The following is a 13,078-nucleotide window of genomic DNA, read 5'->3' as shown; positions in this document are numbered from 1 at the left end:
CGATGTTCCCGCTGGGCCTTGCCCGCGGCCGGAGGTGATCCAACCTCCTAACTTACGAGGAAACAATGTCCGACTTCGACCGCAACACTGCCCGCTGGGGACAGACTGTCCCACAGGCCGGCCGTGCCCAGATCGACCAGGGCCTTCGCTCCTATATGCTCGGTGTTTACAACAACATGGTGATTGGCCTCGCCATCACGGGCCTCATCGCCTATGGCGCCAACATGCTCGCGGTGACGAACGATCCGTCGCAGGCGGTCGCGCGCTTCGGCCATATCTATCTCACGTCGATTGGCCAGGCGCTCTATTTCAGCCCGCTGAAATGGCTCGTCATCTTCGCGCCGCTCGCGCTGGTATTCTTCTTCTCGTTCCAGCTGAACCGCATGGCGGCCTCGGCCGCGCGCGCGCTGTTCTTCGTGTTCTCGGCAGCGATGGGCCTGTCGCTTTCGACCCTCGTGCTGGTCTACACAGGTAACTCGATTGCCCGCGCGTTCTTCATCACCGCAGCTTCGTTCGGCGCGTTGAGCCTCTACGGCTACACGACGCCGCGCTCGCTCTCGGCGATGGGCTCGTTCATGATGATGGGTCTGTTTGGCCTTATCATCGCAAGCGTGGTCAACATCTTCCTGCACAGCACGGGCCTTCAGTTCGCGCTGAGCATTCTGACAGTGATCATTTTCGCCGGCCTCACGGCGTATGACACGCAGTCGATCAAGGAAATGTATTACACCGCTGACGATTCCGAGACGATGGCGAAGAAGTCGGTCAATGGCGCGCTGCGTCTCTATCTCGACTTCATCAATATCTTCACCGCGTTGCTTCAGCTCACCGGGTCGCGCAACAACTAAGCGTCCGGCGGACAGGACCTAATAGAAAGCCCCGCTCCGGCGGGGCTTTTTTCATCCTGAAACGAGGTTCAACTTCTTCTCAAGCACATTGATGACGGGCTTTAATTCGTGCCCGCGCTTGAGGATCAGGCCGGTCGCAGTGACGACGCTATAGGCACCCTGCTTGCGCGCCGTTTTTGGGTTTTTCTCGATTCGATAGAGCGGAAATTCGGCGGCCCGCCGATAGATCGAGAAAACCGCTTTCTGGATAGTGAAATCCAGCGCGTAATCGCGCCATTCCCCGGCCGCGACCATACGGCCGTAAAGATCGAAAATTTCGCGCAGTTCCTGCCGGTTGAAAGTGACCTGCGCGGGCGGTGGGGCAGGGCGGGGACTAGCGGCGGTGTCGTTGCGTCTGAGAGGCACGACTTGAGCCGCAAAGTAATTTTCGTCCGTTGGCTCCATGCTCATGCAAATCCTCCGCGCCCCATGATTGCGGAAAGCGTCGAGGGCGGCAAGTTCTAGGAGAGTAACGACGTAAGCGCCGCTTAAGCTCAGTGCTCAACTTTTCTTGCGGCGGTAAGTCGTTCATTCGCCGCGTGTAATGCAAGTCATTGAACACGTTGCATATTGTTGATCAACCTTAGGGGCGCGGAGAGACCTGTTCAATCACAGTTTCGCCCTTTTGCAGCCCAGCCACCGCCGCCATGCGGGCCGAGACTTCCTTGTGTCGCCCAGGGCCCGGTGTTGTTCCGGCGGACTCGTCAGCCCCCCCAGCCCCCCGTTGGGATTGCGTAAGGGCCCTTGCTCGTTCGAGATGCGGCGACATATTGAGCCGGCCTGGAGCAGCGCTTCAGCCGGCTCTTTTTTATCCGCGATGTGGACTTGCCTGAAGGCTCGGCCGGATGCTCTAGGAGACCTGTGCGCGGGTCGCTGGACGAGGGTTGGCATTTATGATTCCATTGGTCTGAACAATGGATTGAGGAATGCGATGGCACGTCGGCGCATTGGTCAGGAGAGATTTGGTTTTGCCACTGATCGCGACCAACGCTCCTCGCTGGATGATCTTGTCGAACTGATCGACTGGACGCCGATCGATTGTGCCCTGCGTGTGATTTCCTGTGCTGCCAAGGGAGAGCCGGCCTGGCCGCCACTGTCGTTGTTCAAGGCGATGCTGCTTTCAATCTGGTACGACTTGTCAGACGTCAAGCTTGCCGAGGCGCTGGATGACAGAGGCTCGTTCCGACGCTTCTGCGGATTTTCGGTTTCGGAGCCGACACCCGAGCGCACGGCTTTTGTGCGTTTCCGAAAGGCCCTTGTTGGCCATGGCTTGGACAGGATCCTGTTCGAGGAAATCACTCGTCAGCTCAAGGCAAAGGCGGTCCGTGTGAAGACCGGCACGCTTGTCGATGCGACGATCATTGCCTCGACCAGCGAGGGTGACGGCGAAGCGCATTGGGTCAAACACAAGGGCAGACCGGCGGTTCATGGTTTCAAGGCCCATGTCGGCGCCGATGCCGATACTGCCCTTGTCGAGGAACTTGCCGTCACGCCTGCCAATGTCAACGATGGCAGGGCTGGCCCCGATGCTCTGCCGGCCAATCCCGGCGAGGTGTTTGCCGACAGTGCTTATCGAGGAAGCCATTTCGCGGCGGCCGTGCGTGCGAAGGGCGGGACGCCTCGTATCGTCGCCACCGGCATGTGGGGCCGTGACGAAGCCGAAACATCGGCACGCCTTCATGCCTGGAACCGGCCCATTCACCGCATCCGCGGGCGGATCGAGAAGATCTTCGGGACCTGGAAACGCAGCTACGGTCTTTGACGCATGCGATGGCGAGGACTTGCCAAAGCTGCTGTGCAAATCCATTTCACCGCCATCGCCTACAATATGAAACGCACGCTCACGATCGCCGCCAAGGCTTGAATCAAAGGCTTGAATCAAAGGCTTGATCACAAGAAACCATCCTCAATCGAGGCTCAACGGCTGTAGCGGGACAACAGTCCGGCGGTCGAAAAGCGGAACAACGATAACCACGCCAAAAGTCAGCTAATTCAATAATAAAGGCTGCCCGCGCACAGGTCTCCTAGGTTCACCTTGAATTCGACTTGCCGAGCGGCGATATGTGCGGCCAAACCCGCTCAAGCTGAATTTTGGAGGTTGCACAATGGCGGCGGCGGAAAGCCAATCCCATGCATTTCAGGCCGATGTCTCGCGTCTGCTCGATCTCATGGTCCACTCGGTCTATTCCGAGCGCGACATTTTCCTGCGCGAACTCGTCTCGAACGGCGCCGATGCCTGCGAGAAGCTGCGCTACGAGGCGCTCGCGAATCCGGCGCTGACCGGTGATGATGGCAATTTCCTTATTACCGTCACCCTCGACAAGGACGCGAAGATTCTGACCGTTGCCGACAACGGGATCGGGATGTCGGAAGAGGATCTGACCCAATCGCTGGGGACGATTGCCCGCTCCGGCACGCGTGCCTTTCTCGACCGGCTGAAATCCGAGACGCCGGAAGATCAGGCCAAGGACACGGTCGTGGCGGGGCGCGACCTCATCGGCCAGTTCGGCATTGGCTTTTATTCCGCCTTCATGGTTGCCGGCCGCATCGATGTCGAAACGCGCAAGGCGGGTGCGGGCGACGCCTTTCTTTGGAGTTCCGACGGTAAGGGCGCTTTCACGATCGCGCCGCTGCCGCTCGACGAAGCTCCGGCACGCGGGACGCGCGTAATCCTACACCTGAAGGAAGAGGCCGCCGAATATCTCGATCCGCATAAGGTCGAGCATATCCTGCGCGAACATTCGAGCGCGATCACGGTGCCGATCGCGCTTGTCGAAGCGCCAGGCCAGGAGCCGCGCCGGCTCACCGAAGGTTCTGCGCTTTGGACGAAGCCGAAAAGCGCGGTGACCGAGCTGGAATATACCGAATTCTATCGCGACCTTTCCGGCCAGTTCGACGAACCCGCGTTGACGCTGCATTGGCGCGCCGAGGGCCGTCACGAATATACGGTGCTTGCCTTCGTGCCCGGCTCGCGCCCCTTCGATCTCTTCGATAGTTCGCGCAAGGGCCACGGCAAACTCTATGTCCGCCACGTGCTCATCGCAGCCGACGCGGATCTGTTGCCGAGCTGGCTGCGCTTCGTGCGGATTGTCGTCGATTCCGCCGATCTGCCGCTCAATATGTCGCGCGAGTTGATCCAGCAGAGCCCCGTCTTCGCCGCGATCAAGAAGGCTGTCGCCAATCGCGTGATGCAGGAACTAACGAAGCTCGAAGAGAGCGACCCCGACGCTTACGCAAAGGTCTGGACGAATTTCGGCGCCGTGCTGAAAGAGGGCCTTTACGAAGACTCCGAGCGGCGCGACGCACTCTTCAAGCTTGCGCGCTTCGCCTCGACCAATGATCTCGACGGCAAACGCACGTTGGCTGCCTATGTCGGCGCGCTGCGTCCGAACCAGACCGCCATCTATTATCTCAACGGCGTCGATCTGAAGGCGCTGGCGGCGAGCCCGCAGCTCGAAGGTTTCCGCGCCCGCGGGATCGAGGTTCTGCTGCTCAGCGATCCGGTCGATGCCTTCTGGGTGTCGTCGGCGGTGGGTTTTGATGGCAAGCCGTTCAAATCGGTCTCGCAAGGCGCCGCCGATATCAAGGCCGTCCCCCTGCTGGATGGCAACGAGGAAAAGGTGGCCGAGCCGCCGTCAGCGGCGCTCGCCTCGCTCTTCGCGCTGATGAAGCAAGAACTGGAAGGGGTGGCGGCCGACGTGCGCGCCTCGGATCGATTGTCCGAAAGTCCGGCCTGCCTGATTGCGCCGGAACACGGTTTCGATCGGCGGCTTGAACGCATCCTCGCCGAGCACGGTCAGTTGAAGGATGTCGCCAAGCCGATCCTTGAAATCAACCCAACGCATCCGCTGATTGCGGCGCTCGCGGCGCAAGTCGGTCATGCCGACCCGGCGGCGCTTGCCGATATCGTCTGGCTCGTTTTTGACGAGGCCCGTCTGCTTGACGGTGAGAAACCGGCAAATGCCGCGGATTTTGCCGCCAGACTTACGCGCGTGTTGACCAAGGCCGTCACGGCGCCCGCAGCGAAGGAATGATCGCGTCGGGCATCGGCTTCGACCCTGATCTTTCGCGCACTGACGCACAGCGCCTGCTGACGCAGATATTCGCCGCGGCGAAGATCGAAACGCCGGCGCTCGATGCCCGACTGCTTCTCTGCGCGTCGCTCGGGATCGGCCATCTCGATCTGCTGCGCGAGCCGGATCGGCAGATCGGCGCCACAGCGGGTGAGATCGAAGCTGCGGCGCTGCGCCGGCTAGCCGGTGAGCCGGTCGCGCGGATTATTGGACGGCGCGAGTTTTACGGGCTCGATTTCGCACTCACGCTGGCAGTGCTCGATCCGCGGCCGGACACGGAGATTCTCGTCGATGCGGCATTGGTTGCATTGGAAGCGCGACGCGCCGAGCCGCTGCGCCTGCTCGATCTTGGAGTGGGTTCCGGGGCCATTCTCGCGGCCCTGCTGTCGCAATTGCCAGCGGCATTCGGCGTCGGCGTCGATCGTTCGGAGCCGGCGTGCCGCGTGGCGCGCAACAATCTCGCAGCGCTTGGATTTGCCGGGCGCAGCGCTGTCGTTTGCGCCGACTGGACGAATTCGTTACGCGGCGCCTTTGACGCCATTGTTTCGAACCCGCCCTATATAGCGACAGGGGAGATCGCTGGCCTCGCGGCGGAGGTGCGCGCGCATGATCCGCGTGGTGCGCTTGACGGCGGTGCTGACGGTCTCGCGGCCTACCGTATTTTGGCAGCGGCCGTGCCGCAACTTCTCAGGCCGGGCGGGATTGTCGCTTTCGAGGTTGGGGCGACTCAGGCTGAATCGGTGGCGGACCTGCTTGGTGCTACCGGTATGCTGGAGCCACGAGATTTTTTGCGCGACCTCGGCGGGCATGTCCGAGTTGTGACTGCGGTTCGTCTCGTACGCTGACTGATCGAAATACGTTGCATATCGGCAACATACGCAAGAGGCCCGGAAAATTTTTGCAAAAGTGCTTGGCGCAGCGGGGGAAAACGATTACGTTCCGGCGCAAAGATCGCTTTTCGCGAATGTTAATTGAGGCAGCGTCGAGATCCCCACACCGGACATCCGGATGGAATGATTTCCGCCACTCAAGAGCCTTTAGTGCTCGCGCGATTGAGGCGATTGTCCCCAACGTCTGAGATCCCGAGAGCTGCGGGATCGGCCTCATGCGGTGCTAAACCGGAGGCTTAGCGTTAGCAGCTGGAGAACGGAAGCCAGCCTATCCTTTGTGCCTTAGGGCCAGTGGTGTCGTGCCGACTCGGGGTGTTCCCGGGCGTCGGAGTGGATGGGTTATAAGAAACATCCAAGGATGATCGATGAGACCAAATCAGAATAACAAGCGCATGCGCGGCCGGAACAATAACAACAACAATAGCAGCAATCGTAAGGGCCCAAATCCATTATCGCGTTCCTATGAGTCGAATGGTCCCGACGTTAAGATCAGGGGCACCGCGCACCACATCGGCGAAAAATATCTGCAGCTCGCCCGCGACGCACAATCGTCCGGCGACCCCGTGATGGCCGAAAGCTATCTGCAGCACGCCGAACATTATTTCCGCATCATCGCCACCGCCCAACAGGCGCAGCAGGCGCAATTCGCGGGCTATAATCGTCCGGGAACCGAGACGGACAACGAGGAGCTCGAGGACGAGGACGACTTCAGCGGGCTTCCGGATCGTTTCGCGTCGCCAGTGGCTCCCAGTGTCACGCCGCCTCCGCAGCAGCCGCAACCCTATGTGGCGCAGCCGACGGTGCCGAACGGCCAGGGCCAGCCGAACTACAACGCCCAGCCGACTTATCAAGAGCGGCCGCAATATGAGCCGCGTGGCGAACGTGGCCCGCGCAATTTCCAGGATCGGAATCAAGACCGGAATCAGGATCGCAATAATCAGGACCGCAATCAGGAACGTCCTGCTTATGGCGAGCGCAACGGACAGAATGGTCCCCGCGACAACCGCGAGGGCGGCAATGGGCGTCCCCGGCAGCCATACCGCGGTGACGGCGCGCCGCGCTATGACAACGCCCCGCGCTCTGAGCGGCATGAGCCGCGCAATGTGAGCGAAGAAGCGACTGCCGCAGCGCTCCCGGCCTTCATCACGGCGCCGGTGCCTGTCCGTGTCCAGCCTGAGCCGGAACTTCCGGTCAGTGACGAATCGGTAGGCACCGAGGTTCTCGCGCGGCCGGAGGCCGAGGCTGAGGAGAACAATTTCGCTCTGCGTCCGCGTCGCCGTCGTCGCGCCAAGTCGGAATTCGACGTGGCGGAGACCAAGGCGTCGCTCGAGGAATAATTGGGGAAGCCGCACTGTTTTGCTGCATCGATTTGCGCAAAGTCAGTGCGGTACCTCTACCAATCGTGGATTCACTTTCCTAAGTTCCCCTCAAGGTCCGTTGTCGGCCGTGCCGAGGCGGAATCGTCATGCTTGTCTTGACGCATTTTCTTCACGCGAACCGGTATCCACTTCGCTCGAAAATGCCCTAGAACGCATGAACAGCCTTGCCATTGGGAGGTCTGGAGAGAATGAATTTCGAAAAATACACCGAACGCGCGCGCGGGTTTGTCCAAAGCGCGCAATCGCTGGCGACTCGCGAAGGCAACCAGCAATTCATGCCTGAGCATCTACTCAAGGTGCTGCTCGACGATCCCGAAGGGCTCGCGAGCGGGTTGATCAATAAAGCCGGCGGCAACGCGAAAGAAGCGCTTACCCAAACAGAGCTTGCGCTGGCGAAACTGCCGAAAGTGCAGGGCTCCGGCGCCGGCCAGCTCTACATCGCCCCCGCCACGGCGCGGCTTTTCGACAATGCCGAGCAGATCGCGCAGAAGGCGGGTGATTCCTACGTCACGGTCGAGCGGCTTTTGCTGGCACTCGCCCTCGAAAAGGGCACCGAGGCCGCAAAAATCCTGCAACGCGCCGGTGTCACGCCACAGGTGCTGAACGCGGCGATCGAGGATTTGCGCAAGGGCCGCACGGCCGATAATGCGACGGCTGAAAACGCTTACGACGCACTGAAGAAATACGCCCGCGACCTCACCGAGGCGGCGCGCGCGGGCAAGCTCGATCCGGTTATCGGCCGCGACGAAGAAATCCGCCGCACGATTCAGGTTTTGTCGCGGCGCACGAAAAATAATCCCGTGCTCATCGGAGAGCCGGGCGTCGGCAAGACGGCGATCGTCGAAGGTTTGGCGCTGCGCATCGTCAATGGCGATGTGCCGGAAAGCCTGCGCGACAAAAGTCTGCTGGCGCTCGATCTTGGCGCTCTCATCGCCGGCGCCAAATATCGCGGCGAGTTCGAGGAACGGCTCAAAGCCATCCTCAACGAAGTGACATCGGCGCAGGGCGGCATCATCCTGTTCATCGACGAGATGCACACGCTCGTCGGCGCGGGCAAGGCAGATGGCGCCATGGACGCCTCGAACCTTTTGAAGCCGGCCCTGGCGCGCGGTGAATTGCACTGCATCGGCGCCACCACGCTCGACGAATATCGCAAGCATGTCGAGAAAGATGCGGCGTTGGCGCGGCGCTTCCAGCCCGTCTTCGTCAATGAGCCGAACGTCGAGGATACGATCTCGATCCTGCGCGGCCTGAAAGAGAAATACGAGTTGCACCACGGCGTGCGGATCACCGATTCCGCCATCGTCGCCGCGGCCACACTGTCCAATCGCTATATCGCCGACCGTTTCCTGCCGGATAAGGCGATCGATCTTGTCGACGAGGCCGCCTCGCGGCTTCGGATGCAGGTCGATTCCAAGCCCGAGGAACTGGACGAGATCGACCGCCGCGTCGTGCAATTGAAGATCGAGCAGGAAGCGCTGAAGAAGGAGACCGACACGGCCTCCAAAGACCGGCTTCAACGGCTCGAGCACGAGCTGGCCGAGGCGGAGGAGAAGTCCGCCGCTTTGACCACACGTTGGCGCGCCGAGAAGGACAAACTTGGTTCGGCGCAGAAGATCAAGGAGCAGCTTGAGGCGGCGCGTACCGAGCTTCTGCAGGCGCAGCGGCGCGGCGAATATCAGCGTGCCGGTGAGCTGACCTATGGCGTCATCCCCGATCTTGAAAAGAAACTCGCCGACGTCGAATCGAAGAGCAGCGAAGTGCTGGTCGATGAGGCGGTGACGCCCGATATGATCGCGGGCGTCGTCTCGCGCTGGACCGGCGTTCCTGTCGATAAAATGCTCGAAGGCGAGCGCGGCAAACTCTTGCGCATGGAGGACGAACTCGCCCGGCGCGTCGTCGGCCAGGCGGAGGCGGTCGCCGCCGTCGCTACCGCTGTGCGTCGGGCCCGCGCGGGCTTGCAGGACCCGAACCGGCCGATCGGCTCGTTCATGTTCCTTGGGCCGACCGGCGTCGGCAAGACTGAGCTCACCAAGGCGCTTGCGGAATTCCTGTTCGACGACGAGACGGCGCTGATCCGCATCGACATGTCGGAATATATGGAAAAGCACTCGGTCGCGCGGCTCATCGGCGCGCCCCCCGGCTACGTCGGCTACGAGGAGGGTGGGGCGCTTACGGAAGCAGTCCGGCGGCGGCCCTATCAGGTCGTGCTCTTCGACGAGATCGAGAAGGCGCATCCGGATGTCTTCAACGTCCTGCTGCAAGTGCTCGACGATGGCCGTCTGACCGACGGGCAGGGCCGCACGGTCGATTTCCGCAATGTGCTGATCATCATGACCTCGAACCTCGGCGCCGAGCTTCTGGTCATGCAGCCGGAGGGACAGGATACGGCGGCGATCCGCGACGACGTGATGCAGATCGTGCGGGCGCATTTCCGGCCGGAATTCCTCAACCGGATCGACGAGATCATCATGTTCCATCGCCTGCGGCGGCAGGACATGGCGGCGATCGTCGACATCCAGATGGGCCGGCTTTCGAGTCTGCTCGATGATCGCAAGATCACCTTGGAAATGGCCGAGACGGCGCGGGAATGGCTCGCTGACAAGGGTTACGACCCGGCTTATGGGGCGCGCCCGCTGAAGCGCGTGATCCAGAAGGCGTTGCAGGATCCGCTCGCCGAGAAAATCCTCGCGGGCAAGATCCTCGACGGCGAGGTGGTGAAGGTCGGCGGTGGCCCCGAGGGTCTCATCTTCGGCGAGGTCGAGCCGCCGAAGTCCGGCGGCAAAGGCAGCACTAAAGTCGCCTAGACCGGGCTCGCCCGCGCTTGGCGCGGCACTGATGACGAAGCAATCCCGCCCCCGTGTCGGATTGCTTCGTCGGCCCCGCGATGAGGGCTGATTTCCGGGCAATTTTTCAGCTTTATTTCGGGTCTGAGAACAGCCGCCGCGCTAGAGCGTCGCGGGGCCCTGAAACAGGGCCAAAGACGGGAAAACTGCATTTCGGGACATGCATTTGGCGGCGTTTCGCCCTATATAATTGGGGTGGTATTGAACCACGATTCTCCCGCCCAATTCGCAAGCCAGAAAGCGCCAGAAAAGCATGTCCCAATCCGCGCCCGCCAACCCGAATCCTATGCCCGAAAATGCGCAGGATTTGCCCGGCCCGGACCGTGATGCTTACGGCGCCGATTCGATCAAGGTTCTCCGCGGGCTTGATGCCGTGCGCAAGCGGCCGGGCATGTATATCGGCGACACCGACGACGGGTCGGGGCTGCATCATATGGTCTACGAGGTCGTCGATAATGCGATCGACGAGGCGCTGGCCGGCCATGCGACGCGGGTCACCGTAACGCTCAACGCCGACGGTTCGGTTACCGTCACCGATGACGGGCGCGGCATCCCGACCGACATTCACTCCGAGGAAGGCGTCTCCGCGGCCGAGGTCATCATGACCCAGCTTCACGCGGGCGGTAAATTCGACCAGAACTCCTACAAGGTGTCCGGCGGCCTGCATGGCGTCGGCGTCTCAGTCGTCAACGCGCTCTCAGTGTTTCTCAAGCTGCGCATCTGGCGCAACGGTCAGGAGCATGTCGTCGAGTTTGCCGATGGCGAAACGGTCTCACCGCTCAAGGTTGTTGGGCCGGCGCCCGTCGTCGACGGCAAGGCTAAGCGCGGGACCGAAGTGACCTTCCTGCCTTCGACCGCGACCTTTACGATGACCGACTTCGATTTCGCCACGATCGAGCATCGGCTGCGCGAATTGGCCTTCCTCAATTCCGGCGTACGGATCGAACTCACCGATCTGCGCACCGCGGAGACCAAGCACGAAGAGCTTTATTACGAAGGTGGCCTTGAGGCCTTCGTGCGCTATCTCGACCGCGCGAAATCGCCGCTGATCGGCAAGCCAATTCTGATCAAGGGCGACCGCGACCGGATGACGGTTGAAGTCGCCTTGTGGTGGAACGATTCCTACCACGAGAACGTGCTTGCCTTCACCAATAACATCCCGCAGCGCGATGGCGGTACGCATCTCGCGGGCCTGCGCGCGGCGTTGACGCGCCAGGTGACGGGCTATGCCGAACGCTCCGGGCTCACCAAGCGCGAGAAGGTCGATCTCACCGGCGACGATTGCCGTGAGGGTTTGACGTGCGTGCTTTCGGTCAAAGTGCCGGATCCGAAATTCTCGTCACAGACGAAGGACAAGCTCGTTTCGTCGGAAGTGCGACCGGCGGTCGAAGGCATCGTCAACGAAATGCTCAGCTCCTGGTTCGAAGAGCATCCGCAAGATGCCAAGATCGTGGTTGGCAAGGTGATCGAGGCGGGGCTGGCGCGCGAAGCGGCGCGCAAGGCGCGCGAACTCACCCGCCGCAAAGGCGCTCTCGATGTCGCCAATCTGCCCGGCAAACTCGCCGATTGTCAGGAACGCGATCCGGCGAAGTCGGAGCTCTTTCTGGTCGAGGGCGATTCCGCCGGCGGCTCGGCGAAACAGGGTCGCGATCGCGAGTTTCAGGCGGTTCTCCCACTGCGCGGTAAAATCCTCAATGTCGAACGCGCGCGCTTCGACAAGATGCTGTCATCGCAGGAAATCGGCACGCTGATCACCGCGCTTGGCACCGGCATCGGCCGCGAGGATTTCAATCCCGACAAGCTGCGCTACCACAAGATCATCATCATGACGGACGCGGATGTCGATGGCTCGCATATCCGCACCCTGTTGCTGACTTTCTTCTTCCGCCAGATGCGGGAATTGATCGAACGTGGCCATATCTTCATCGCCCAGCCGCCGCTCTACAAGGTCAAGCGCAGCGGTTCCGAACAATATCTGAAGGACGAGCGCGCGCGCGAGGATTACCTCATCGACAACGGGCTCGACGGCGCGGTGCTGCGGCTCGACAATGGCGAGGAACGCGCGGGGCAGGATTTGCGTGCTGTCGTTGACGAGGCGCGCGTCGTGCGGCAGGTGCTCACGGGCCTGCATTCGCGCTACGACCGCAGCATCGTCGAGCAGGCGGCCATTGCGGGGGCGTTGCAGGCCATCGCCTCTGACGATGATCCTGCGGCGTTGGATCATGCGCGTGAGATTGCCGAACGGCTTGATCGTTTTGCTGACGAGCTGGAGCGTGGTTGGCAAGGCGGCGTGGAAAACGGTACCTATGTCCTATCGCGCGAATTGCGCGGCGTGCGCCATGCTTCGATGCTTGACGGCGCGCTGCTGGCCTCGGGCGAGGCGCGGCGGCTGAACGAACATGCGCAGGGCTTGCGCGATATTTACAGCCGGCCGGCGAAACTGATCCGCCGCGGCGAGGAAAAGCAGGTGGGCGGCCCGTCGCAACTGGTCGATCTGATCATGGCGGCGGGGCAGAAGGGCATTTCGCACATCCAGCGTTACAAAGGCCTGGGCGAAATGAACGCCGAGCAATTGTGGGAGACGACCCTCGACCGCAATGCGCGCTCTTTGCTGCAAGTGAAGATCAAGGAAGGTGACGAGGCCGACGATATTTTCGTCAAGCTGATGGGAGATGTCGTCGAACCACGCCGCGAGTTCATCCAGGAAAATGCACTGAACGTCGCTAATCTCGACGTCTAGGATTGTCGCGTAACTCATCTGGAGAGAGGCAAATAACCACTCCAGAGAGGCAAATAAGCACTTCGGCAGAGGCAATTAGCCCCATTTTTGGATTAGAGCAGAGGCAATTAGCCACCTTTCGAGATGGGCAAGCAACCAGATCGTGAGAATCGGAAATCAAAGGCGAGGATCTTCCGCAAAGAAATGAGAATCTTGTGGGAAGCGGGTGGCCTCTTCGACCCCTTTGGCTGGCCGAGTCGCTAACGCGCCGGATCGCGTCATAG

Annotated in this window: 8 protein-coding genes; 7 read left to right on the top strand and 1 reads right to left on the bottom strand. The window is 61.1% G+C overall.

Features of this window, described 5'->3' with window-relative positions:
* The first annotated feature begins 65 nt into the window (after positions 1-65).
* Entirely contained in the window at positions 66-848 is a 783-nt protein-coding gene (locus WDN02_RS00780) for a Bax inhibitor-1/YccA family protein (protein WP_337291687.1), read from the top strand.
* A 51-nt stretch (positions 849-899) separates the two neighbouring features.
* Here the strand turns inward: WDN02_RS00780 and WDN02_RS00775 are convergent, their stop codons facing one another.
* Positions 900-1,292, bottom strand: a complete 393-nt coding sequence (locus WDN02_RS00775; RefSeq protein ID WP_337294831.1) for a DUF2794 domain-containing protein — start codon at positions 1,290-1,292, stop codon at positions 900-902.
* A 526-nt stretch (positions 1,293-1,818) separates the two neighbouring features.
* Here WDN02_RS00775 and WDN02_RS00770 point away from each other — a divergent pair.
* The 6 genes from WDN02_RS00770 to gyrB all read left to right on the top strand — a co-directional run bounded on the left by WDN02_RS00770 (position 1,819) and on the right by gyrB (position 12,815).
* Positions 1,819-2,649: an IS5 family transposase gene (locus tag WDN02_RS00770; protein WP_337291686.1), complete on the top strand. Its 831-nt coding sequence runs from the start codon at positions 1,819-1,821 to the stop codon at positions 2,647-2,649.
* A 343-nt stretch (positions 2,650-2,992) separates the two neighbouring features.
* Positions 2,993-4,921 carry a molecular chaperone HtpG gene (gene htpG, locus WDN02_RS00765; RefSeq protein ID WP_337291685.1) on the top strand — a complete coding sequence of 643 codons (1,929 nt, stop codon included), beginning with the start codon at positions 2,993-2,995 and terminating at the stop codon, positions 4,919-4,921.
* A complete protein-coding gene (gene prmC / locus WDN02_RS00760; protein ID WP_337291684.1) occupies positions 4,918-5,805 on the top strand; it encodes a peptide chain release factor N(5)-glutamine methyltransferase in 888 nt (295 codons plus the stop codon). The genes htpG and prmC overlap by 4 nt, the downstream gene beginning before the upstream one ends.
* Positions 5,806-6,215: 410 nt before the next feature.
* Positions 6,216-7,187 (top strand): DUF4167 domain-containing protein, encoded by a 972-nt coding sequence (locus tag WDN02_RS00755; RefSeq protein ID WP_337291683.1) that lies wholly within the window; start codon positions 6,216-6,218, stop codon positions 7,185-7,187.
* Positions 7,188-7,417: 230 nt separating this feature from the next.
* Positions 7,418-10,036, top strand: a complete 2,619-nt coding sequence (gene clpB, locus WDN02_RS00750; protein WP_337291682.1) for an ATP-dependent chaperone ClpB — start codon at positions 7,418-7,420, stop codon at positions 10,034-10,036.
* A gap of 325 nt (positions 10,037-10,361) precedes the next feature.
* A complete protein-coding gene (gyrB, locus tag WDN02_RS00745) occupies positions 10,362-12,815 on the top strand; it encodes a DNA topoisomerase (ATP-hydrolyzing) subunit B (RefSeq protein WP_337291681.1) in 2,454 nt (817 codons plus the stop codon).
* Positions 12,816-13,078 lie beyond the last annotated feature (263 nt).

The organism is Methylovirgula sp. (assembly GCF_037200945.1).
Taxonomy (GTDB): Bacteria; Pseudomonadota; Alphaproteobacteria; order Rhizobiales; family Beijerinckiaceae; genus Methylovirgula.
The sequence above is the reverse complement of the archived record's forward strand: the minus strand, read 5'-3'. Positions and strand labels throughout refer to the sequence as shown.

What these genes read in the sequence shown, in the direction of transcription:
- gyrB (WP_337291681.1), top strand. Translation starts at nt 10,362, where the DNA reads ATGCCCGAAAATGCGCAGGATTTGCCCGGCCCGGACCGTGATGCTTAC.
- WDN02_RS00780 (WP_337291687.1), top strand. Translation starts at nt 66, where the DNA reads ATGTCCGACTTCGACCGCAACACTGCCCGCTGGGGACAGACTGTCCCA.
- WDN02_RS00755 (WP_337291683.1), top strand. Translation starts at nt 6,216, where the DNA reads ATGAGACCAAATCAGAATAACAAGCGCATGCGCGGCCGGAACAATAAC.
- prmC (WP_337291684.1), top strand. Translation starts at nt 4,918, where the DNA reads ATGATCGCGTCGGGCATCGGCTTCGACCCTGATCTTTCGCGCACTGAC.
- WDN02_RS00775 (WP_337294831.1), bottom strand. Translation starts at nt 1,292, where the DNA reads ATGGAGCCAACGGACGAAAATTACTTTGCGGCTCAAGTCGTGCCTCTC.
- htpG (WP_337291685.1), top strand. Translation starts at nt 2,993, where the DNA reads ATGGCGGCGGCGGAAAGCCAATCCCATGCATTTCAGGCCGATGTCTCG.
- WDN02_RS00770 (WP_337291686.1), top strand. Translation starts at nt 1,819, where the DNA reads ATGGCACGTCGGCGCATTGGTCAGGAGAGATTTGGTTTTGCCACTGAT.
- clpB (WP_337291682.1), top strand. Translation starts at nt 7,418, where the DNA reads ATGAATTTCGAAAAATACACCGAACGCGCGCGCGGGTTTGTCCAAAGC.